At 69.0% G+C, this 22,284-nt stretch carries 22 protein-coding genes and 1 pseudogene; 5 read left to right on the top strand and 18 right to left on the bottom strand.

The annotated features are described in order from the left end of the window. Positions 1–33: 33 nt before the first annotated feature. Entirely contained in the window at positions 34–1,044 is a 1,011-nt protein-coding gene (gene ligD / locus J1C73_RS03280; protein ID WP_207315001.1) for a non-homologous end-joining DNA ligase, read from the bottom strand. Between the two features lie 97 nt (positions 1,045–1,141). Here ligD and J1C73_RS03275 point away from each other — a divergent pair, with 97 nt between their 5' ends. Together J1C73_RS03275 and J1C73_RS35620 are read left to right on the top strand one after the other, a co-directional pair. Beyond that, entirely contained in the window at positions 1,142–2,206 is a 1,065-nt protein-coding gene (locus tag J1C73_RS03275; protein WP_207314998.1) for an ATP-dependent DNA ligase, read from the top strand. 6 nt (positions 2,207–2,212) lie between these two features. Next, positions 2,213–2,452 (top strand): hypothetical protein, encoded by a 240-nt coding sequence (locus J1C73_RS35620; protein ID WP_307797594.1) that lies wholly within the window; start codon positions 2,213–2,215, stop codon positions 2,450–2,452. A gap of 187 nt (positions 2,453–2,639) precedes the next feature. Here J1C73_RS35620 and J1C73_RS35615 read toward each other — a convergent pair. The 17 genes and pseudogenes from J1C73_RS35615 to J1C73_RS03190 all read right to left on the bottom strand — a co-directional run. After that, positions 2,640–2,693: pseudogene (locus J1C73_RS35615) on the bottom strand (hypothetical protein); the annotation flags it as partial. 559 nt (positions 2,694–3,252) lie between these two features. Next, the gene (locus J1C73_RS03265) at positions 3,253–3,996 is read right to left on the bottom strand and encodes a hypothetical protein (RefSeq protein ID WP_207314997.1); all 744 of its coding nucleotides are present in this window, start codon (positions 3,994–3,996) and stop codon (positions 3,253–3,255) included. Between the two features lie 40 nt (positions 3,997–4,036). Beyond that, positions 4,037–4,567 carry an Rv1363c family protein gene (locus J1C73_RS03260; protein WP_123464370.1) on the bottom strand — a complete coding sequence of 177 codons (531 nt, stop codon included), beginning with the start codon at positions 4,565–4,567 and terminating at the stop codon, positions 4,037–4,039. Positions 4,568–4,664: 97 nt separating this feature from the next. Then, positions 4,665–5,369 (bottom strand): hypothetical protein, encoded by a 705-nt coding sequence (locus J1C73_RS03255; RefSeq protein WP_242643643.1) that lies wholly within the window; start codon positions 5,367–5,369, stop codon positions 4,665–4,667. Then, a complete protein-coding gene (locus J1C73_RS03250; protein WP_207314996.1) occupies positions 5,366–5,890 on the bottom strand; it encodes a hypothetical protein in 525 nt (174 codons plus the stop codon). The genes J1C73_RS03255 and J1C73_RS03250 overlap by 4 nt, the downstream gene beginning before the upstream one ends. Then, a complete protein-coding gene (locus J1C73_RS03245; protein ID WP_207314995.1) occupies positions 5,887–7,152 on the bottom strand; it encodes an MCE family protein in 1,266 nt (421 codons plus the stop codon). Before J1C73_RS03245 ends, J1C73_RS03250 begins: the two co-directional genes overlap by 4 nt. Beyond that, positions 7,149–8,312 carry an MCE family protein gene (locus tag J1C73_RS03240; RefSeq protein WP_207314994.1) on the bottom strand — a complete coding sequence of 388 codons (1,164 nt, stop codon included), beginning with the start codon at positions 8,310–8,312 and terminating at the stop codon, positions 7,149–7,151. The genes J1C73_RS03245 and J1C73_RS03240 overlap by 4 nt, the downstream gene beginning before the upstream one ends. Then, a complete protein-coding gene (locus J1C73_RS03235) occupies positions 8,309–9,424 on the bottom strand; it encodes an MCE family protein (protein WP_207314993.1) in 1,116 nt (371 codons plus the stop codon). The genes J1C73_RS03240 and J1C73_RS03235 overlap by 4 nt, the downstream gene beginning before the upstream one ends. Position 9,425: 1 nt before the next feature. After that, positions 9,426–10,445 carry an MCE family protein gene (locus J1C73_RS03230; protein WP_207314992.1) on the bottom strand — a complete coding sequence of 340 codons (1,020 nt, stop codon included), beginning with the start codon at positions 10,443–10,445 and terminating at the stop codon, positions 9,426–9,428. Beyond that, entirely contained in the window at positions 10,442–11,473 is a 1,032-nt protein-coding gene (locus J1C73_RS03225; protein WP_207314991.1) for an MCE family protein, read from the bottom strand. The genes J1C73_RS03230 and J1C73_RS03225 overlap by 4 nt, the downstream gene beginning before the upstream one ends. Further along, positions 11,470–12,783 carry an MCE family protein gene (locus J1C73_RS03220; RefSeq protein ID WP_123464355.1) on the bottom strand — a complete coding sequence of 438 codons (1,314 nt, stop codon included), beginning with the start codon at positions 12,781–12,783 and terminating at the stop codon, positions 11,470–11,472. The genes J1C73_RS03225 and J1C73_RS03220 overlap by 4 nt, the downstream gene beginning before the upstream one ends. Then, entirely contained in the window at positions 12,783–13,586 is an 804-nt protein-coding gene (locus J1C73_RS03215) for an MlaE family ABC transporter permease (protein ID WP_073734361.1), read from the bottom strand. The genes J1C73_RS03220 and J1C73_RS03215 overlap by 1 nt, the downstream gene beginning before the upstream one ends. A 3-nt stretch (positions 13,587–13,589) precedes the next feature. Further along, positions 13,590–14,438 carry an MlaE family ABC transporter permease gene (locus J1C73_RS03210; RefSeq protein WP_123464353.1) on the bottom strand — a complete coding sequence of 283 codons (849 nt, stop codon included), beginning with the start codon at positions 14,436–14,438 and terminating at the stop codon, positions 13,590–13,592. Next, positions 14,435–15,430 carry an ABC transporter ATP-binding protein gene (locus tag J1C73_RS03205; RefSeq protein WP_207314990.1) on the bottom strand — a complete coding sequence of 332 codons (996 nt, stop codon included), beginning with the start codon at positions 15,428–15,430 and terminating at the stop codon, positions 14,435–14,437. The genes J1C73_RS03210 and J1C73_RS03205 overlap by 4 nt, the downstream gene beginning before the upstream one ends. Before the next feature lie 720 nt (positions 15,431–16,150). Next, positions 16,151–17,107 (bottom strand): hypothetical protein, encoded by a 957-nt coding sequence (locus J1C73_RS03200; RefSeq protein ID WP_207314989.1) that lies wholly within the window; start codon positions 17,105–17,107, stop codon positions 16,151–16,153. 79 nt (positions 17,108–17,186) lie between these two features. After that, positions 17,187–18,626, bottom strand: coding sequence for a DUF6801 domain-containing protein (locus J1C73_RS03195; RefSeq protein ID WP_242643642.1), 1,440 nt, complete (start codon positions 18,624–18,626; stop codon positions 17,187–17,189). 165 nt (positions 18,627–18,791) lie between these two features. Continuing rightward, positions 18,792–19,406 carry a hypothetical protein gene (locus J1C73_RS03190; protein ID WP_207314987.1) on the bottom strand — a complete coding sequence of 205 codons (615 nt, stop codon included), beginning with the start codon at positions 19,404–19,406 and terminating at the stop codon, positions 18,792–18,794. A gap of 607 nt (positions 19,407–20,013) precedes the next feature. On the opposite strand from J1C73_RS03190, the gene J1C73_RS03185 reads away from it, so the two are divergent. From J1C73_RS03185 to J1C73_RS03175, 3 genes are all read left to right on the top strand, one after another. Further along, positions 20,014–21,228 carry a PucR family transcriptional regulator gene (locus J1C73_RS03185; RefSeq protein WP_207314986.1) on the top strand — a complete coding sequence of 405 codons (1,215 nt, stop codon included), beginning with the start codon at positions 20,014–20,016 and terminating at the stop codon, positions 21,226–21,228. A 218-nt stretch (positions 21,229–21,446) separates the two neighbouring features. After that, a complete protein-coding gene (locus J1C73_RS03180; RefSeq protein WP_123466344.1) occupies positions 21,447–21,710 on the top strand; it encodes a hypothetical protein in 264 nt (87 codons plus the stop codon). Positions 21,711–21,809: 99 nt separating this feature from the next. Then, the gene (locus tag J1C73_RS03175; RefSeq protein ID WP_207314985.1) at positions 21,810–22,283 is read left to right on the top strand and encodes an SCP2 sterol-binding domain-containing protein; all 474 of its coding nucleotides are present in this window, start codon (positions 21,810–21,812) and stop codon (positions 22,281–22,283) included. Position 22,284: the final 1 nt, after the last annotated feature.

The following is a 22,284-nucleotide window of genomic DNA, read 5'->3' as shown; positions in this document are numbered from 1 at the left end:
ATCCGGGCGGAGCCGGGTCGGGGCCGGGGTCGCTCATGCGTCGCCGTCCTGGTCGTGCCGGGCGCGGCTCGGCTGCACCCGCTTCGGTTCGCCGGGCATCTTCGGGTACTCCGGCGGGTACGGCATGTCGCCCAGCCCGCGCTCCTGCTCGTCGCGGTCGGCGAGCTCCAGCAGCCGGTCGAGCCGGAAGGCGTGCTCGTCCATGTCCGCGTGCACATCACCCGCTTCCGCGTACCGCACCGGCATGGTCCGGATGTCGAAGTCGCGCGGTTCCGCGTCGTCGATCTCCTCCCAGCGCAGGGGCGCCGAGACCGGGGCGTGCGGTCGGGGACGTACGGAGTAGGCCGAGGCGATCGTGCGGTCCCGGGCGGTCTGGTTGAAGTCGACGAAGATCCGCTCGCCGCGCTCCTCCTTCCACCAGGCGGTGGTCACCCGGTCCGGCATCCGGCGTTCCAGCTCGCGGCCCGCCGCGATGGTCGCCCGCCGGACCTCGGTGAAGGTCCAGCGGGCCTCGATGGGGACGAAGACATGGATACCGCGGCCGCCGGAGGTCTTGGGCCAGCCGCGCAGGCCGTGGTCGTCCAGGACGGAGCGCAGCTCGTGGGCGGCCCGCACCGCGTCGGCGTAGTCGGTGCCGGGCTGGGGGTCGAGGTCGATGCGCAGCTCGTCGGGATGGTCGGTGTCACCGCCCCGGACCGGCCAGGGGTGGAAGGTGAGCGTCCCGAGGTTGGCGGCCCAGATGACGGCGGCCACCTCGGTGGGGCAGATCTCGTCGGCGGGGCGGCCGCTGGGAAAGGTGATCTCGGCGGTGGGGATCCATTCGGGCAGGTTCTTCGGGGCCCGCTTCTGGTAGAAGAACTCACCCTCGACCCCGTCCACGAAGCGCTGGAGGGTGGTCGGCCGGTTGCGCAGGGCGCGGGTGATGCCGGGGCCCACGGCCAGGAAGTACTCGGCCACGTCCTTCTTGGTATAGCCCTTCTCCGGGAAGTAGACCTTGTCCGGACTGGACAGCCGGACGGGACGTCCGCCCGCGTCCAGCTCCACCGCTTTGCCCGCTGCTGCCATGTCGGCCACGGTAGGCCGGGCACACATATGGCGCATATCGGGAGACTCCGGCTGCCGGGCGGTCCACAATCGGGGCATGGATCTGCCGGTGATGCCGCCCGTGAAGCCGATGCTCGCCAAGTCCGTGTCCCGGATCCCGCCGGGGATGCAGTACGAGGCCAAGTGGGACGGCTTCCGGGCGATCGTGCACCGGGACGGCGACGAGGTGGTGATCGGCAGCCGCACCGGAAAGCCGCTCACCCGCTACTTCCCCGAGCTGGTCACCGCGGTCCGGGACAGCCTGCCGGCCCGCTGTGTGATCGACGGCGAGATCGTGATCGCGTACGAGGGACGGCTCGACTTCGACCGGCTCAGCGAGCGCATCCACCCCGCCGACTCCCGGGTGCGGCAGCTCGCCGAGCGGACCCCGGCCAGTCTGGTCGCCTTCGACATCCTCGCGGTGGACGACGACTCGCTCCTGAGCACACGGCAGTCGGAACGCAGAACGGTGCTGGAGGCCGCACTGTCCGGCGTCTCGGCGCCCGTCCACCTCGCCCCGGCGACCACCGACCCGGCCGTCGCGCAGGAGTGGTTCGAACAGTACGAGGGGGCCGGTCTCGACGGGGTCGTCGCCAAACCGCTCGATCTGCCCTACCGGCCGGACACCCGGGTGATGTACAAGATCAAGCATGAGAGGACCGCCGACTGCGTGGTGGCGGGCTACCGCCACCACAAGAGCGGCCCGGTCGTCGGATCGCTGCTGCTCGGCCTGTACGACGAGGCGGGCGTCCTCCAGCACGTGGGGGTCTGCGCGGCCTTCCCGATGAAACGCCGCGCGGAGCTGGTCACCGAACTGGAGCCGCTGCTCACGGACTTCACCGGCCACCCCTGGGGGGCCTGGCAGGACGCCGAGGCGCACGAGCACGCCCGGCTGCCCGGCACCCCGAGCCGGTGGTCCGGGAAGAAGGACCAGTCGTGGGTGCCGGTGCGCCCGGAGCGGGTCTGCGAGGTGGGTTACGACCACATGGAGGGCGACCGGTTCCGGCACACGGCCCAGTTCCGCAGGTGGCGGCCGGACCGCACCCCCGGCACCTGCACGTACGCGCAGCTGGAAGAGGTGGTGCGGTACGACCTGGCCGCGGTGCTCTCGGCCGGTGGCTGAACCGGAGTGCCCGCCCGGGCCGAACGGGCCCGGGATCAGTCGGCGGCCGGCGGCACCGAGGGCGTGGTGCAGGGCTCCGGGGTCGTGCTCGGCTCGGGCGACGGAGACTCCGTGGCCCCGGTGGTGTCGCTCGGGTCCGGCGACGGGGAGTCCGTCGCGCAGCCCGGACCGGGCTTCGTGGTGGTCGGGTCGGGGTCCGGACTGGTGGACGGGTCGGGACTGGTGCCGGGCCCTTGCCGTCGGTGACCGGATGGGTGCCCTTGCGGTAGAACTCCAGCCAGGACAGCACGGTGCGCAGATAGGTGTCCGAGTGGTTGTAGCTCAGGATCGCCCGGTCGAGATCGGCCCGTACCGTCAGATCGCGCGGTCCGGCGCAGAGGTAGGACCCGGCGGCCAGGGCCGCGTCGTAGACGTTGCCCGGGTCGCTGCGCCCGTCGCCGTTGCCGTCCCGCCCCCAGTGCGCCCAGGTCGAGGGGATGAACTGCATCGGGCCGACCGCCCGGTCGAAGGTCTTGTCCCCGTCGTACGCTCCGCCGTCGGTGTCCGGGATGTTGGCGAATCCCGCGCCGTTGAGCACCGGTCCGAGGATCGGCGAGAGCGTCGTGCCGCGGGCGTCGACCCTGCCCCCGCCCGCGTGCCCGGACTCGACCTTGCCGATGGCCGCCAGTAACTGCCACGGCAGCCCGCAGCCCGGGTCGCTGCGTCCCAGTGAGCTCTCCGCCCTGCGGTAGGCGGCGAGCACCGTGGCCGGAATCCCCGCCTCGGCCCACGACGCGGCGACGGCCGGGCTCTGCTTGACGCCCGGCTTCGGGGGCTCGGGGCTCTTCAGCGGCGGCAGTTCGGTGTGGTAGGAGTCGTCGTTGGGCACCTCCGACCACGTGACCTCGTCGGACTCCTGACGCTGTTCCTGCGTCTCCTCATGCGCCACGAGCCCCGGTCCCTGGGAGGCGGTGAGCGCTGCCATCGCGGCGACGGCGGCTGCGGTGCCGCCGAGTCCGCGGCGCATGGTGCCGTTGAACCTCATGCGTGCTCTCCTCTCCCCCGGCTCACCGGGAGAACGTGTCGATGGCCGATATCCGCCAGGTGCCGCCCCGGCGAACCGCGTCCACGGCGAACATCGCCGCGGCGTAGGTCGTCTCCTGCGACTTGCCGGTACGGGTGTTGCTCTGGTCGGCGAAGATCAGCAGCCGGGCCCGGTCGCCGTCGAGCAGTTGCACGCCGCTCTCGGTGACGGTCGTGGTGAGGACGAGCTTCTGCTTGGGTGCCTGCGCCCTTACGTCGGCGAGCATGTCCTCGTGCTGCTGTACCGCCTTGCCCACCAGGTAGGTCTTCACGGCGGTGTCGGCCCTGGCGGGCGAGGCGTAGTTGTACGAGAACACCGCGCCCACCGCCTCGGTGATCTGCCCCTTCACCTCACTGGTGCTGCTGATGTCGGTGAGGGCGGTGTTCTGCCGGCCGGGGTCGTCCCGCAGGCTGCCCGCCGAGGTGAGAGCCCAGGCGGCGAAGGAACCGAGAAGCACGGTCAGGACGCACAGGACCGCGGGCAGTGAGGCCCTCGGACCAAGTGGCCGCCCGGACCGCGACCCCTCCTTCTCCGGCTCCCCCTCGGGTTCGCTCCCGGCGCCGGGGCTGTCCTCGCCGGCTGCCGTGGCGCCCTCGGCCCCGCTGTCCGCGGGCTCGGCGTCCGGCTCGGCGGGCCTGGGCACGGTGGCGGTCGTGGCGGTGCGTGCTGCTGCGGCGACGGTGGCCAGGCGGCGCTGCCGGTTGACGAGGTGACGGGTCGTCGACATGTCCGGGGGTCCTCTCGGTGCGGGGTGGGAGTCGGTGGCGTCAGCCGGCCGTGTTGCCGACGGGCGCCTGACCGAGGGCGCTGAGCTTCCACCCCTCGGAGGTGCGGGTGAGCTGCCCGAGCATCCGGCTCTCCTTCACCGCGGGCTTGCCCTTCGGCGCGGTCACGGTCACCCGCAGCGCCACCATGACCCCGGCCCGGCCGGCCCGGTCGTCGAGCTCGGTGACCGCACCGGACAGCACCTTGGCCGTGCTGACGGTCTTCGCCTCCTGGATCTGCTTCACGAACGCGTCCCGTCCGTCGACGAGTTGCTGGTGCAGGTCGCCGGTGGTGGAGTCCTCCCAGCTGTCGAGCCCCTTGGCCAGCCGCTGGTGGTCGAGCGTGTTCATGTTCTGCACGGCCTGCTCGCCCGCGGCCAGCGCGTCGTCGCGGGTCTGCGCGTACGCCGCCGAGTCGTCGTGCGATGCCTGGTACCGGGACACTCCGCCCCAGCCCGCCGCACCGGCCGCCGCGACCGTCAGCACGATCGCCGCCGCCACCAGCGGATTCCTCGTCATCCGTACCCGTGCCATTGCTGCCTCTCCCTGCCGGCCCTGTGCCGTGCCGTGCTGTGCTGAGTCGTGCGGTGCGCTGTTCGGTGCCGCTGTGCGGACGTACTGCCGTACAGCGCTATCTGGAGGTGATCTCTACGATCGTCCAGCGTCCGTCGCGCAGTTGGGCGGTGACGGAGAGCTGCGCCGCCGCCGTACTGGCGGCCTTGCCCTGGCGTTCGTAGACCTGGTCCAGGAAGACGAGCAGATGCGCGCTGTCGTGGGTCAGCCGGGTCACTCCGGCGCGTACGACATGGGTGGTGAGGGTGAGCTTCTGGTCGGCTGCCTGCTTCTCGACCTGGCCGAACAGCGCCGCGTACTGCTGGAGTGCCTTGCCCGCCAGCAGTTGCTTCGCCGACTCCTTGGTGACGGCGGTGGCCGAGGGGCTGTAGGAGAAGACCTTGCCGAGCGCGTTGGTGACATCTCCCGCGACCCGGGTGGTCGCCTCGCTGTCGGTGAGCGCCGTGTTGGAGGTGGCGGGGGTGTCGCGCAGCTGACGGCCCATGGCGAAGAGACCGCCACCGGCCGCGAGCAGCGCCACGACCAGTACCCCTGCCACGAGGCGCAGCCTGCGGCGGCCCGCGCCGGACGCCGGCTCGTCCTGCCCCGGCTCGTCCTTCGCGGACTCCTCCGTTACGGCCACGTCCGTTACCGGCTCCCGCGTTCCGGACACGTCCGTTCCGGGCTCCTGCGGGCGTTCCCCGTCCGCGGTTGCCCCGAGTTCCCCGACGCCCTCCACATCCGTGCCGGTGGTCACGACCGTCGCCCCTCCCTGCCGCTTCATGTGCCGCTCCCGACCGGTATCGCCGTCAGTGCCTTGACCTTCCAGCCGTCCTCGGTCCGGGCGAGGGTGGCCTCGAACCGTTTGCGTTCGGTGCCGCCCTTGCCGGTGCGCGGAGTCACCCGGACATCGACGGTCGCGATCAGCTGCGCGGTACCGGTCCGCTCGTCGAGCGCGGTGAGCGCCGCGTCGGTGACCTTGCCCCTCGCCGTGGAACCGGACTTCGTCAGCTCGCTCGCGTCCTTGGTCCGGGTGCGCTTCAGCTGTTCGTGCAGGGGGCCGGTCGAGGACCGGAGCCAGCTGCTCAGACCGGCGTCCACGCTCTTGGCGTCCTTGCCGTCCAGGCTGTTGAGCCGGGCGAGGTGCGCTCTCCCGTCGGCCAGCGCGGTGTCCCGGCTCTTGGCGTACGCCAGGTCGTCGTCGCCGCGCGCCCGGGCGTACGACCAGCCGCCGAGTGCGCAGATCAGAATTGCGGCGGCGAGCAGTGCGGCCCAGCCGATCGATGTCCTCGTACGCGATGTCATGAGCCGCCTCCCTGGCCGAGACCCAGCAGACCGGCCATGCCGTCGGCGGCCGGGGCGGTGTCGGGGGTGACACCGAGTGCCCCGGGAAGCCGGTCCGTCGACCTGTCGTCGCCCAGGAGCATCGATCCGGGCTTGGCCGGCGGGGGCAGGGCCCCGCCCTTCGGTGCGTTCGCGCTGCCCCGGACGTTGACGCCCGTTCCGGGCGACGAGGTGCAGCGGGCCTTGGTGTTGAGCGCGGGGCCGGCCGTGACATCGAGCCCGTTGCGGTAGGTCGTCCCGCCGTAGCCGGAGGTGCAGGGCAGCGGCTCGAAGAAGGTGACGGACATACCGAACCGGGCGCCGTTCTCGTCCACGGCACTGGAGCCCACGGCCGCGACCGCCGGCAGCTTCACCAGCAGTTCCTCCAGTCCGCGCTGCCGGGTGACGGCGACGTCCGAGGTGGTGAGGAGGTTGGCGACGACCACGCCGAAGCTCGGGTCCAGGTCCCGCAGCAGTCCGCTGATCTGGCCGGTGGCGTCGGGGGCGACCGCGATCAGCTTGCGCAGATCGGTGTCGGACCCCTTCAGCTCGGCGGCCAGTTCCTCGGCACCGGACGCGAAGCCCTTGAGCGCGTCGCCCTGTTCGGCCTGGGTGCGCAGCACGGTCTCGCCGTCGATCATCAGCCGCGTGTTGACGGGCAGCGCGTCGTCGGCCGCCTGGACGAAGTCACTGCTGGTGTCGAGCAGTACCTGGAGGTCGTCGCCGCGCCCCTCGAAGGCGGTGCCGAATTCGTCGACGACCGTGCGCAGCGACTCCAGGTCGACGGAGCCGGCGAGGTCGTCGACGCTGGTGAGTACGTCGGTGACGGGGGCCGGGATCGTGGTGTCGGCCTGGTCGATGACGGAGCCGTTCGCCAGGTACGGGCCCTCGGTGCGGGTCGGGCGCAGATCGATGTACTGCTCGCCGACCGAGGAGAGGTTGGCGACGACGGCCTTGAGTGCGTCCGGGATGGGCGGGGAGCCCTTCTCGATGCGGAGTTCGGCCTCCACCCCGTCGTCGGTGAGCTCGATCGGCCCGACCCGGCCCACGGACACGCCCCGGTAGGTGACGTTGGAGTGGGTGAACAGGCCGCCGGTCTGCGGGAGCTGGACCTTGACGGTGTAGTAGCTGCGCATGCCGACGTAGTGGCCGAGGTCGGCGTAGCGCACCCCGAGGTAGCCGAGGACGAGCACCGCGATGATCAGGAAGGCGATGTTCTTGAGCCGGATGGCCAGGGTGATCATCGGTTGCTCCCCTTCGTGGCCGGCCCCGTGACCGAGGGAAGCGGCAGCGGCAGGGCCGCACCGGACTTCTGGGCCGTGCTGCCCTGGACGGCCGGGGGTGTGGTGCCGCCGGCCGGGTCGAGCGGCGGAATGATCTGGGTGCCGGGCAGCGCCGTCACATCCAGGTAGACGTTGAGGTAGTCGCCCTTCACGCCGCGCAGCACCTCATCGGTGAACGGGTAGGTCAGCAGCACCTGGAGCGAGTCGGGCAGGTCCTGGCCGGAGTCGGCGAGGGCCTGGAGGGTGGGTGCGAGGGCCTTGAGGTCGGCGACCATGTCGGCCTTGCTCTTGTTCACCGTGTCGACGGCGACGGTGGAGAGCGTGTCGAGCGAGCGCAGCATCGTCATGAGCGAGCCGCGCTGCTTCTCCAGGACCTTCATGCCGGGGCTGAGTTTGGTGAGGACCGTGCCGACGTCCTGTTTGCGGGTGGCGAGGGTGGCGGACAGCCGGTTGACGCCGTCGAGGGCGTCGGTGATGTCCCCCTTGTGGTCGTCCAGGTCGGTGACGAGGGTGTTGACCCGGCTGAGCATGGAGCGGACCTGGGGTTCCTGTCCGGTCAGCGCCTTGTTGAGCTCGGTGGTGATGGTCTTCAGCTGGTTGATGCCACCGCCGTTGAGGAGCATCGACAGCGCGCCGAACACCTCCTCGACCTCCGGGTTCCGGTTGGTCCGGGCGAGCGGGATGCGGTCCCCGTCGGCGAGGGCGCCCTTGGCGGTGCCGGATGCGGGGGGCGAGAGCTGGATGTACTTCTCGCCGAGCAGGCTGGACTGTTCCAGGTGCGCGTACGCGTTCGCGGGGAGTCTGATCCTCCCGTTGACCCGCATGGTGACCTTGGCGTTCCAGCTGCCCGGGGCCAGCGAGATCTTGGTGACCCGGCCGATGGCCACGTCGTTGACCTTCACCGAGGACTGCGGGGCGAGGCTGAGCACGTCCCCGAACTCGGCGGTGATCTCGTACGGGTGGTCGCCGAGGTCCGCGCCGCCGGGCAGCGGCACCTGGTCGATGCCGGTGAACGTCGGCAGGTCGACCGTGGTGACGATCAGGGCCAGGCCGACGCCCACCGCGAGCACGGCGGCGACGCCGGTCGCGCGGGCGCCGGGTCGGCGCGGTACGCGGCTCATCGCTTCGCCCCCTTCTTCTGCGTGGCGGTCTTGTCGGGGGTGCCGTAGACGGTGCCCACGGCGGGCAGCGGCAGCGAGGGCAGCGCCTGCTGGCGGGCGGCGTCCACGGGCGAGAGTCCGCTCAGGCCCGCGGACTCGTCCGTGAGTGGTCCGCCCATGGAGAGCTCGTTGAGGTTGGTGCGGCCGTTGATGGTGCGGTTCAACGGGTCGTAGGCCTTGATCACGTTGTCCGCGGCGAGCGGCAGCGTGTCCATCGACTCCGCGAGCGAGGCCCGTTGGTCGACCAGGGTCTGGGTGACCGGCACCAGGGCGTCCACGTTCGCCTTCAGGACGCCTCGGTTGTCCTTGATGAAGGTCTTGACCTGGCCGAGGGCGGTGCCCAGTTCCTTCAGGGCCGCGCTGAGGTTCGACTTGTCGTCGGCGAGGAATCCGGTGACCGAGTTGAGCTGCTGTTCGGCCTCGCGGACGTTGCCGTCGTTGTCCTTCAGCATGGTGGTGAAGGTCTGCAGGTAGGACAGGGTGCCGAAGAGGTTCCCGCTGCTCTTGTCGAGGGTCTTCGTCGCCTTGCCGAACTGCTCGATGGAGTCCCCGATCGCCTTTCCGTTGCCGTCGAGGTTCTTCGCTCCGGTGTCCAGGAGCTTCGCCAGCGCGCCGTCGGCGTTGGCCCCGTCGGGCCCGAGCGCGGTGGAGAGTTCCGTGATGGAGGCGTACAGCTGATCGACCTCGACCGGGGTCGCGTTGTGTGAAGCGGGCAGTTCGGCCTCGTCCGCCAGCACCGGTCCCCCTTTGTACGCGGGGGCGAGCTGGACGTACCGGTCGGCGACCAGGCTGGGGGCGACGACCACGGCATGCACGTCCTTGGGCACCTTGACGCCCTTGTCGACGCGGAGCCTGACCTCGACCTCCTCTCCCTTCGGCCGCACCGACTCGACGGTGCCGACCTTCACTCCGAGGATCCGCAGGTCCGATCCGGCGTACACGCCGGTGGCCTGGTCGAAGTAGGCGGTGACGGTCGTCCTGCCCTCGTCGTCCATGGCCAGCACGCCGGAGGTGGCCGCGACGGCCACGACGGCGAGTCCGGCGCCGATGCCGACGATGCGCGTGATTCTCATGTCAGCGGCCGCCTTGCTGCTTGGGTGGCATGCATCCGGTCGCCGGGGGCGTGCCGGCGGGGAGGTAGTCCCTCGGGACGACCCCGCAGACGTAGTTGTCGAGCCAGCGGCCGTTGCCGATCGTGTTGCCGACGAGCCGGTTGTAGGAACCCGCCAGCGACAGCACCTTGTCGAGGCTCTTGCGGTTCTTCACCAGGACGGCGGTGACCCGGCCGAGCGACTCCAGGGTGGGCTTCAGCTGCTTGTTGTTGTCCGCGACCAGGCCGGTGAGCTGGGTGCCGAGGTCCCGGGTGCCGGTGAGCAGCAGATGGATGGAGTCCCGCCGGGCCTGGATCTCGCCGAGGAGCAGGTTGCCGTCCTCCAGCAGGGTCTCGAAGCTGCTCTTCTTGTGGGCGAGGGTCTTGGTCAGCTGCTTGCTGCCCTTGAGGAGCGTGGCCAGCTGGGCGTCGCGCTGGGACACGGTCCTGGAGAGTGCGGAGAGCCCGTCGGCGGCGCTCTTCACATCGGGCGGCGAGTCCTTGAAGGTGGCGGAGATCGTCTCGAAGCTCTTGGCGAGCTGCTTGGTGTCGATCTCGCCGATGGTCTCGCCGAGTCCGTTGAAGGCCTGGGTGACGTCGTACGGAGAGGTGGTACGGCTCACCGTGATGCGCCGGTCCGGGTCCTGCGGCCCCGTGCCGAGCGGGTCGACGGCGAGGTACTTGTCGCCCAGCAGGGTCTTGATGGCGATGCCCACGGTGGAGGAGTTGCCGATCCAGGCGTCCTTGACCCGGAAGCTGACCTTCACCCTGGCGCCGTCGAGCGAGACTCCGGTGACCTCGCCGACCTTGACGCCGGCGATCCGTACCTCGTCGCCGTCGCCGAGCCCGGCGGACTCGGTGAAGTCGGCGGTGTAGGTGGTGCCGCCGCCGATGAAGGGCAGCGAGTCGGCGCGGTAGGCGCCGAAGCCGATGAGGGCCAGGACGAGGAGTCCGGCGATGCCGATGGCGACGGGGTTGCGTTCCCGCAGGGGTTTGATTCTCATGCCAGGCACCTCGGCTGGGTGATCGCGATGCCGGTGGGCGGCGCGCTGCCGTCCTCGGTGGTCACACCGCTGACCCTGGCCTCGCAGAGATAGAGGTTGAGCCAGGACCCGTACGAGGCGAGGCGGCCGATCGCCTCCATCTTGGCCGGGGTCTTCTTCAGGAAGTTCTCGATCTGCGGGGTTCCCTTGCCCAGCTGGTCCGAGAGCCGCCCGAGCTGCTTGATGTCGTCCTTGAGGGGCTGGCGTCCGTCCTGGAGCAGGTCGGCGGTGACGGTGGTCAGCGCGCCCATCGCGGTGACTGCCTGTCCGAGCGGCTTGCGGTCGCCGGAGAAGCCCGTGACGAGCTGCTGGAGCGTGTCGACGAGGTCGTTGAAGCCGGCCTCCCGGTCGTTGACGGTCTTCAGGACCGTGTTGAGGTTCTTGATCACCTCACCGATCACCTTGTCCTTGGCCGCGACCGTGGAGGTCAGTGAGCCGACGTGCTGGAGGATGCTGTCGACGGTGCCGCCCTCGCCCTGGAGCACCTGGACGATGGAGCCGGCGAGCTGGTTGACGTCGGGCGGGGACAGTCCTTCGAAGAGCGGCTGGAAGCCGTTGAAGAGCTGGGTCAGGTCGAGCGCGGGTGTGGTGCGTGAGAGCGGGATGGTCGCTCCGGCGTCGAAGCTCCTGCCGACCGGTCCGGCGCCCTGGTCGAGGTCGATGTAGCGCTGGCCGACCATGTTGAGGTACTTGATCGAGGCGGTCACCGAGGCGGGGAGGCTGCGCCCCTTGCGGACGGCGAAGCCGACCTCGGCGAGCCGCTTGTCCGCGACCTTGATCGACTCGACCTGCCCGACCTTGACCCCGGCGATCCGTACGCTGTCGCCGACGATCAGCCCGGTGGCGTCGGTGAACCTCGCCTTGTACGTGGTGGTGTCACCGACCCCGGTGTTGGCGATGGACAGCCCCAGGACGGTGGTGGCCAGGACGGTCACCAGGATGAAGACGATCGATTTCGCGAGCGGTCCCGCGAGGGAGCGGCGCTTCACTTGAGCTTCACCTCCGCGCCGCGGAAGGCCGGACCGATGAGCACGCTGCTCCAGTCGGGCAGGGTCTGCGGCTGGACTTTCAGTGAGGGAGCGACCAGCTCGTTGACGAGCCGGCTCTCCTGCGGGGAGTTGGGCATGCCGAGAGAGGTGTCCGTGGCCTTGGGCCCGGTGCCGGCCGCCTCGCCGGCGGCCGCCTTGTCGCCGGGGGCCGGCGATGCGGCAGCGCGTCCGGCGGCCGTCGGCGCGGCCGTGCCGACGTACGGCACGGAGTAGCAGTGCGGTCCGCCGGTCGCGTCGTAGACCGGGGTGTCCTTGCCGGGCACGTACTTCCCCTTGGACTTCACGGACTTGACGGTGACGTGGAGGCCGGGCTGTCCGGTGCCCTTGCCGAGCGCCTTGTCCATCGCCGGGACGAACCCGGCCACGGTCCGCAGGGTGCAGGGGAACTCGTCGGAGTACTTCGCGAGGAGTTCCAGCGTCGGCCTGCCCGTGGCGGAGAGCCGGATCAGGTTGTCCTTGTTCTCCTGGAGGAACGTGGTGAGGTCATGCGCGGAGGCGGTCGTGGAGCCGTAGAGATCGGCGAGCTCCGCCTGCTGGTCGGCGATGGTGCCGCTGGTGGTGGTGAAGTCGGTGAGTGCGTCCAGGACGTCCGGTGCGGCGTCCCCGTACACCCTGCTCACTTTGACGAGTTCCTTGATGTCGGCGTTGAGCGTGGGGAGCTGGGGGTTGAACTTCTGGAGGTGCGCGTCGAGCCTGACGAGGGTGTCGCCGAGCTTCTCGCCGCGTCCCCGGAGTGCCTGGGAGACCGCGTTGAGGGTGGCGGAGAGCTTCTCCGGCTGCACCGCGGTCAGCAGCGGCAGGACGTTGTCGAGGACCTCTTCCAGTTCGATGGCGTTGCTGGAGCGGTCCTGCGGGATGACGGCTCCGGCCCGCAGCGTCCGCGCCGACGGCACGGCGGGCGGTACGAGCGCCACGAACCGTTCGCCGAACAGGGTGGTGGGCAGCATCTGGGCGGTCACGTCGGCCGGGATCCGGTCGAGTTTGCCGGGCTGGATGGCCAGGGTGAGGCGGGCGCCCTCGCCGTCGGCCGAGATGTCGCGGACCTGCCCGATGACGACTCCGCGCAGCTTCACATCGGCGTTGTCGTGCATCTCGTTGCCGACGCTCGCGGTCCGTACCGTCACGGTCGCGTCGTCGGTGAAGTCCTTGTTGTACACGGCCACCGACACCCAGATGAGTACGGCGGGCACGAGCAGGAGGGCCACTCCGGCGAGTCTGCGGCGAGCGGTCTGCGTGGTCCGGGTGTTCATCAGCCGGCCACCTTCACCGTCGTCGTGGCGCCCCAGATGGCGAGCGAGAGGAAGAAGTCGGTGACGCTGATCAGCACGATCGCGTTGCGCACCGACCGGCCGACCGCCACCCCCACCCCGGCGGGTCCGCCGGTGGCGTGGAAGCCGTAGTAGCAGTGCGCGAGGATCACCATCACGCTGAAGATCAGCACTTTGAGCACCGACAGCAGCACGTCCTGCGGGGACAGGAACAGATTGAAGTAGTGGTCGTAGGTGCCGGCCGACTGCCCGTTGAACAGGACGGTGACGTAGCGGGAGGAGACGTAGGAGGAGAGCAGCCCGATCGCGTAGAGCGGGATGATGGCGACGACCCCGGCGATGATGCGGGTGGTGACGAGGTAGGGCATGGACCGCACCCCCATCGCCTCCAGGCCGTCGATCTCCTCGTTGATCCGCATGGCGCCGAGCTGCGCGGTGAAGCCCGCTCCCACGGTCGCGGAGAGCGCGAGTCCGGCGACGAGCGGGGCGATCTCACGGGTGTTGAAGTAGGCGGAGATGAAGCCGGTGAAGGCGGCGGTGCCGATCTGGTTGAGCGCCGCGTACCCCTGGAGGCCGACGACCGTTCCGGTGGCCAGCGTCATCGCGATCATCACGCCGATGGTGCCGCCGACGACGCCGAGGCCGCCGCTGCCGAAGGCGACTTCGGCGAGGAGCCGCTGCACCTCTTTGAGATAGCGCCGCAGGGTCCTGGGGATCCAGAGCAGCGCCCTTACGTAGAAGGTGAGTTGGTCACCGGATCGGTCGAGCCAGCTGAGCATCGACATCGGTCAGCTCCCCTTCGCGGGGACGATCTGGAGGTAGATCGCCGTGAGGACCATGTTCACGAAGAACAGCAGCATGAAGGTGATGACGACGGACTGGTTGACCGCGTCCCCGACCCCCTTCGGCCCGCCGCGCGGGTTGAGGCCGCGGTAGGCGGCGACGATGCCCGCGATGAAGCCGAAGATCAGGGCCTTGATCTCGCTGATGTACAGGTCGGGCAGCTGGGCCAGGGCGGAGAAGCTGGACAGATAGGCGCCGGGGGTGCCGTGCTGCAGGATCACGTTGAAGAAGTAGCCGCCGAGGGTGCCGACGACGGAGACCAGTCCGTTCAGCAGGACGGCCACCAGCATGGTGGCCAGCACCCGCGGGACGACGAGGCGCTGGACGGGCGAGACGCCCATGACCTCCATCGCGTCGAGCTCCTCGCGGATCTTGCGTGATCCGAGGTCGGCGCAGATGGCCGACCCGGCGGCCCCGGAGACCAGCAGCGCCACGATGATCGGGCTGGCCTGCTGGATGACGGCGAGGACGCTGGCACCGCCGGTGAACGACTGGGCGCCGAGCTGCTGGGTGAGGGAGCCGACCTGGAGCGCGATGACCGCACCGAACGGGATGGAGACGAGGGCGGCGGGCAGGATGGTGACGCTGGCGACGAACCAGAACTGCTCGATGAACTCCCGCACCTGGAAGGGCCGGCGGAAGGTCTCGCGGCACACGGTCCCGGCAAGGGTGAAGAGCCTGCCCGTCTCGCGCAGCGGGGCGAACAGCCGGGTCGGGCGTCTCTGTTCGGGCGCCTTCTCCGGCACCCGGTCCGCGGGCGGCCCGGGGGGCCGCACCGGTATGGGGGCGGTCACGGGCGTCCACCGCCGGCGGCCGGGCTGTAGCTGTTCAGGATAGCCGTACGGGCGGCCTCCGGCAGCTGCCCCATCATCGACATGACCCGTTCCCGGCGGCGCAGCGCGCCCTGCCGTACGGGCAGGCCCGGCGAGGGCTCCAGCTGCGGGACCACGGTGCGCACGGCGTTGGCCGAACTGATGCCCTGCCCGTAGCCGTTGACCTCCTCGGCGGCGAGCGTGGCGGCGTCCTTCTCCTCCGACATGCCGATGGGTCCTTCGCGGCGGCCGGAGAGGAACTGCGAGACGACGGGCAGATCGCTGGTCAGCAGGACCTCGCGCGGTCCGAAGGTGACGAGGTTGCGGCAGAAGAGCATGCCCATGTTGTCCGGGACGGTGGCCGCGATGTCGAGGTTGTGGGTGACGATCAGCATCGTCGCGTCGATCTGTGCGTTGAGGTCGATGAGCAGCTGGGAGATGTAGGCGGTGCGGACCGGGTCGAGCCCGGAGTCCGGCTCGTCGCAGAGAATGATCTGCGGGTCCAGGACGAGGGCGCGCGCCAGGCCGGCCCGTTTGCGCATACCGCCGGATATCTCGCCGGGCAGTTTGTCCTCGTCGCCGAGAAGGCCGACGATATCGATCCGCTCCATGACGATCCGGCGGATTTCGGATTCCTTCTTGCGGGTGTGCTCGCGCAAGGGAAAGGCGATGTTGTCGAAGAGCGACATCGATCCGAAGAGCGCACCGTCCTGGAACATGAGACCGAAGAGCTTCCGGGTCTCCATGATCTTCCGCTCGGGGCTGTTCACCATGTCGACGCCATTGATGAGTACGCGCCCCTGCTCGGGCTTGAGCAGACCGATGAGGGATTTCAGGAAGACGGTCTTTCCGGTACCGGAAGGACCGAGCATCACGCTCACTTCACCGGCGGGCAGAGTGAGGCTGACATCCTGCCAGATGTTCTGTTTACCGAAGGATTTCGTAAGGCCTTCAACGACTACTTCGATTCCCATCGGCCCTCCCTCGACGTGTCGGTGAACGAAGTCATCTGTCAGCGCTCCGGCTCTGAGAAATCCAATGGCGGCTCGTCACACATGCACCAGGAGGCGCACGTTATGTCCGCCGAAACCGCCAGGACAAGCCGTTGAACAGCGGAAATCGACGAACAAGGTGCTCGGTGTGGATCACTTGTCACCGAGTGACAAAGCCGTGCACCGGCTTTGTCGGAATCTGCGCAAGATCTCCGGCGTACGAGTCGGGGCCCCCGGTCCACGGAGGCCGGAGCCGCGAGACCCCGACAGCGGGAGCGCCGCCCCCGGACGGAGAGTTCGGGGCCGAGGCAATCCCGGTGCGGAATCCGGGTCAAGGGGGGCGCGACCTGGACTCCACGTGCGTCGAACGAACAGTTGCGGACGCGTTTCCGCGCTGCTCACCTGGGACGCTACGGCTCAGTAACCTGCCTTCGCAATAGCGGTCCCTGAACTTTTTGCGCAGCTGTTCACGGCAGGGTTGTTTTTGTACGGAGGTGAGCAGGGACCCACGTGGGGTTGTCGAAAGTTGAGCCCTCCTGGAACTCCCGCCACCCTTCACTGTGCTCACTTTCGTATGGAACAGCCCACGACGATGCCCGCCCCGCCCAGGAGATTTCCCGGACGGGGCGGGCATCGTCATGCACAGCGAGGAAATACACGGAGAGCAGAGCGGGACAGCGTACCTCTGCGCGTCCGCCGGCGTTACTTCACCGCGGAGTGCCAGTACTGGGAAAGCACCTTCCCGTCGTTGGGAAGGACGAGCCCCGGGGCGGTGAGCGCACCGCTGTACGTCGAGGCGTTGTTCAGCGTGAGGTGGTTGTTCCCGGAGGTGGACGGCAGGCCCGTCTTCAGGTTCACCGCCCAGCTCAGGATTCCGCCCAGACCGCAGCCGGTGGCCTTCGGCACGGAGAACGTGGTGTCGCCCTGGTTGTTTCCGGTGAGCGCGAACCTGAGCATCGCGCCCTCGGTGGCGTTGGGCGTGCCGTCACCGTCGAACCGCTGGATGGCGATGGCCGGAGCAGTGGTGTTCTGCGGACGCAGAATCACCGGGTCCGCGGCCGAGCCTATGTAGCAGTTGGAGCCGAGGAGCGGGTTCTCCAGGTGTATCCGCACGGGCAGCTTCACGATCGGCTGCCCGGTGCTCAGCCCGGCCGGCAGATTGAACTCGGTGGGCGTACCGGCGGACTCCACCGTCGCCTTCACCTTGTTCAGACTGACGTCGGTGATCTGCTGGCAGACGGCGGTGACGACCGGAATGTCACTGGGGCACATGAGCCCGAGCAGCCCGCCGGGTATCGACGTCGGCGCACCGACGATCGCCCCGCCCGCGGGCGGAACGACCTTGAACGTACCGGCGGCCGTGTCCTGGATGACACCGAACTGCATGTCGTTGGCGCCGGTGGTGGCCTCCGTACTGCCCAGCTTGATGGCACCGCTGGGCGAGTACGAGGACACACACGACGCCACGAAGTCCTGGCCGTCCGCCGCGAGCATGGCGGGATCGTCGACGGGGCAGCGGGAGAAGGGCGCCCAGTGCCCGTTGAGGTTCGCGGCGGTGACGGCCGCCGAGGCGGAAAGAGGTGTCAGCGGAATCGCGACCACCGCGGCGGCGCCGGCGGCGAGCAGGCCGGTGCGCCATCTCTTCGGGACAGCTCTCATTACTCCCTCAATTCATGGTGGGCTGAGCGGAATGGAATGATTCGGTTCCGGTGGAGAAAGCAGCAGGACGGGAAGGGAATCAGCGCTGCGGCTTGGGAACCTGAACCGGCTGGCTGTCCTGCGTGCACACGGTCGGCGATTGCTGTGCCGCCGCGCAGGGCGCCGCCTGGACCTGCTTCACGGCGCCGGGAACACCCGATATGGAGGCGGTGAAGAGATCGTCCAGGTCCTCACCGACACCGCACCCCGAGAACGGCGGAAGGGTGACCTGGCCGGTGAGCACACCGCCCGTGACCAGTGTGTAGCCGGTCTGAACCCCGTCCTTGAGAACCATGTCTCCCTGCAGCGGCAGGGTGAACGGACGCTCCGTACGGCAGTTGGCGCCGACGTCCAGGGCGACGCCGTTGACCTTCACGTCGTGCAGCCGCAACTGGAGCTGGATTTCGATGGTGGTCTTGCCCTCGCTGTTGCCCGGGCCGAGGATCTTCAGGTCGGAGTGGATATTGGGCGCCGGTTTGCCGTCCGGACCGGCGGCCGGTGGGATCTGGGTCATCTCCAGGGTCGCGGTCGTCGGCATGAAGCCGAACGTCAGGAACGTGCCTGTGGCCGGAGGCAGTTGCGGCTTGCCCTGATAGTCCAGCGTCGCCGTAGAATCCTGGAACAGATGGACAAGGCCGTCCAGGATCTTGATCTCGGTCGCGCCCTGCTCGATCTGCGTGCACGCGACCGGGAACAGCGTGGCGCTCTTGAGCTTGGCGACGTTCGCGTAGCCGGTGACATAGGCGTTCAGGCTGAACTGGTCCTCCGGGTCACCCACGCAGCGCGGTGCCTTCCCGTCCTGGAGGACGGAATTCGCCGGATCGCCCACCTTCGGAGTCCCGGCGTCACGATCGGGTCCGCTGCTTCCGGCGGCCTTTCCCTCCTCGGTCCCGGAGGGCTCCGGCGAAGGCCATTGCGGGTCGCCGGCGACCGGCACGCTTCCGAGTGCCAGGTCCTGGTCCGGCTCCGGAGTGCACGTCAGCAGTACGGCCGCGGGCTCGGCCGAGGGCTCGGCGGACGCGCTGTCCGGCTTCGGCGAGGTCAGCAGTGCGGTCAGTTTCCCCGCCGTGAAGGTGAGGTCGCCGGACGAGCCGGCGGTCACCGAGGGAACGGCTCCGGAGGAGGTGAAGGTGAACTCCCCCGTATCCGGGACGGCCACCGGATCACCGGTGGTCCCGATCCACACGGTCGAGGCGGTGTGGTCACCCTGCGCCACGCCCATGGTCAGTTGCGTCTCCACCTCGACGCCGGCCGTCCCCACGTCGGCCAGGTCCGGCAGTCCGGCCTCGGGCAGGGTCAGCTCGGTGCTCACGTCGCTGAGCTGAACGGGCTGGTCGACCGCGGCCTCCTCCGGAACCGTCGCGGACACCCGGACCGCGACCTTCTTGGCCCCGGAAGGAAAGTCGCAGCCGTACTTCACATCGATGCGAACGTCACGACCACCGGCGGATGCCTGCGCACCCGGGATCATTCCGGCCATGAGGACCGCGGCCAGAACGGCTCCGCTCCGTGCCGTCGCACGCCCACGGCTCCGCCCCGTTGTGCCGCGCGTCATCATGCTTCGTCATTCCCTTCCATCGACGGTGCAGACCGCACGGCAGGAATCCCGCGGTGCGGTCTGCTGGTTCGACTGTCCGGCAGTCCGTCAGCTGCCGACAATGCTCGTGATCCCGGTGACGCTGTAGGTGCCCGTGAAGGTCGGGTGGGCTCCGTTGGCGACGATGCCGGCACACGCGGCGGTGGCACCCGAGACGGTCAGCTGGCGGGTGCTGTTGGAGACGGCCAGCTTCTTGGTGCTGTTGGTGTACGTCGCGTTGACCTCACCCGTGACGTTGAAGGTGCAGGTGAGGACCGTGAGCTTGGCCTGGATGTTCTTGATGTAGCCGGTCGTCACACCGGAGGCGTAGTCCTGCGCCACGAGCTGCCAGGCCGGCGTGGTCGTGGCGACCGGCGTCACCGGGCCGAGAGCACTCGTGCACGGGCTTGCCGTCGTGCCGAAGGTGGCCGAGGTGATGTTGCCGACGGTGGCGGGGTTGCCGGTGGCGCTGAACGCGGATCCGCTCGCGCCCGCCGTCGGGCAGGTGAGCGGAATCCCGCTCACCGACAGGACCGTGTTGGTCGAGACAGCCGTGAACGGGGCCGGGTTGGGCGCGACGGTCCATGTGGTGGCGGGGATCGCCATGGCCTGGGTGGCCCCGAGCACGACGGCGACGGAAGCCACGCCGGTGGCGACGGCGATCTTCTTGAGGGCATTACGCACAGTTAGTTCCTCCGATTCGACAATGCGGGTGGCACTGCTTGCGGGGACGTGCTCCACAGCTGCCCAAGGGGCAGGAAGCACGACTACGAACCAATTCTCCGAGGGGAGACGTACACTCTCGGCCACATATAATCTGTGACAGGCCGTGACGTTACTTGCGAGAAACTTCCAGCACAATCCTGCTGGCGAAGATTCTCGCCAGCAGCTGTTTTTGTCATCCGTAGGTCACTAAACGGCTCAGATCAATTGTCACTTGGTGCGCAATTTCCCGGCCCGGGCCGGCCGTCCGGACCGGACGCCGCTCAACCGGCTGGAGGACGGCCCCGGTCCGGCCGGTCGTCCGGACTTCGCCGACGCCCGTACATGGTGGTACCAGCCACACTCTCGACTGTTGTCCGAAATTGACCACTCCCACCCCACCTGCGCCGGAGCCCCGCAACAGGGCGGAAGTGTGTGCACCTTGCACTTCGATCTTGCACAAGTGGTGCGCATGGCCGCTGACTTGGTCTATCTTCATCGCGGACTTGATACGCACCTGTCGGTTCGTGGGAGCGCGGTCCCCCACCGCCTCACCCCCACCGGGCGCCGGAGAGCAAGGGGACACGTCATGCCGAAAGTCATTTCGCCATTGGACACGGGGGATCCGCTGGGACCGCTTCCCCAGGAGTTCGCCGCGATCATGCGGCCCGAACTCCCGAGTCTCATCAAGGAGATCGGCGTCGAGGTCACCCGGGCCTATCCGGAATACGCGCGTCTTCTCAGCGGCCCCAATGGCCATGCCATCCGGGTCGGCGTCGAACAGAGCCTCTCCTCGTTCGTGGACCTGGTCGCCGAACCGTCCACATCGACATCACTGCGTGACGACATGTGCCGCCGGTTCGGACGGTTCGAGGCATATGAAGGCCGCACCATGGAAACGCTTCAGGGCGCCTATCGGCTCGGGGCCCGCGTCGCACTGCGGCGGGCGAAGAAGGTCGGCCGCAGTTACAACTTCTCGCCGACCCTGATGCTCAGTTTCGCCGACGCGCTCTTCACCTACATAGACGAGCTCGAATCGCTCTCCCGCGAGGGGTTCCTGGAGGTGCAGTCCCAGAGCGGCGAACAGGGCGAGGCCATGCGCCGGCGTCTGCTGCACCTGATCCTGGCCGGGCGCCCCGTCCCCCGTTCCGCCATCGCCGAGCTGTGCGAGCAGACCGGGTGGACACTGCCCAAGGAGGTCACCCTCGTCGCGGTGCGCGCCCCCGCCGGGCTCGACCGGGTCAGCGCCGACCGAGACGTACTGGCCGATCTCAGCGATCCCCAGCCGCACTTACTGATCCCGGGGCCCCTCGACGACGCGCGAAGATCCATGCTCGACCAGTCGCTCCTCGGCACCCGCGCCGCGATCGGGCTGACCGTCCCCACCGCTCTGGCCTCGGACTCGATCCGCTGGGCCAGGAGGATCCTCGAACTCGTCGACACGGGCGTCATCGACGACGCGCCGTTCGTCCTCTGCGAGGACCACCTGATCACGCTGTGGCTGCTGTCCGACCCGGTCCTCCTGGACCAGCTCGCCCAGCGCGAACTCGCGCCCATCGCCGCGATCAGCGCCACCCGCCGGGAGCGGCTGGTGGAGACACTGCGCATCTGGCTCGACACCCGCGGCACCGCGGCCCACATGGGCGAACTCCTGGATGTGCACCCGCAGACCGTCCGCTACCGCATGCGCAACCTGGAGTCCATCTTCGGCGAGCAACTGGTCGACCCCGAGAGCAGGTTCTCCACCGAGGCGGTACTGCGGGCGCTGCAACTGCAGGCCCGGAGTCAGGAATCCGCCCTGTAGTAGTCCCGCAGAACGGTTTCCGGCCGGATCACGGCCCTCGCGTCGAGTCAACTTACTTATGGGTAAGGCGAAATACCCGGTCACTCCCAAACGGTTGCCACACGGAGACGTTCTCAACGAGAAACCCGGAACTGCGTCCCGTACACATGGAGGAGTCGGCCGCCCGCCCGGCGGCCGTACCGCACGACCTCCTGGCCACCATTCGAGAGGGAACCCCCATGACCGCCTCGCACCTGCTCGTCCCCGTGCCGATCCCGGACCGGGTCGCCGCACTGATCGGGTCCTGCATCCCGCCGCACATCCTGGAGGCGGAGTTCGACGCCGAGTGCGCCGCGCGCGAGGTCCGCAGGTTCCGCGGTCCACGGCTCGGCATCGAGGACCAGGCCGACCGTGAGCACGCCCTGTCGGAACTGGCCCGCGCCAATAAGCTCCTGGCCGCCCATCACCCCCTGCTGACGGTGCGCCCCGGCAGCTCCTGGTGACTCCCCCGCGGCGCACCGGCGCCCGGCCCCGCCTTGCGGTGGGGCGGACCGGCGCTTACCTTACTCAAAAGTAAGTTTACTCCAGAGTAAGGAACTGGCGTGGCCGACAACAGCAGCGGCAACCTCACCGGTGAACTGGCCGCACTCGACTTCGCGGCCGTCTCCCCGCCGGAGTTCGCCCGGATCGTGAAGGGTCTGTCCGCCAAGCAGCTCGGCGAGGTCATGCACGGTGAACTGCGCACCCGGGTGCTCGGTGAGGTCTTCGGCCGGATGAGGCAGCAGTTCCGCCCGGACGCCGCGGGACAGCTCAACGCGCTGATCCGCTGGAAGATCACCGGGGACACCGACGCGGTTTTCGAGACCTCGATCGCGGACGGCAGCTGCACCGTCAGCGAGGGCCGCTCCGAGGCCGAACCGCGCACGACCCTGGTGATGGGGGACGCCGAGTTCCTCAAACTGGTCTCCGGCAACGGCAATCCCGTCACGATGTTCATGATGCGCAAGCTGAAGGTGGCCGGCGACGTCGGCCTCGCCTCGGGCCTCACCCGGTACTTCGACATCCCGAAGGCCTGAG

Source organism: Streptomyces laculatispora, assembly GCF_017353455.1.
In the GTDB taxonomy this organism is placed as follows: domain Bacteria; phylum Actinomycetota; class Actinomycetes; order Streptomycetales; family Streptomycetaceae; genus Streptomyces; species Streptomyces laculatispora.
Note: the sequence above shows the minus strand (reverse complement) of the source record. Positions and strands in the feature narration are given on the sequence as shown.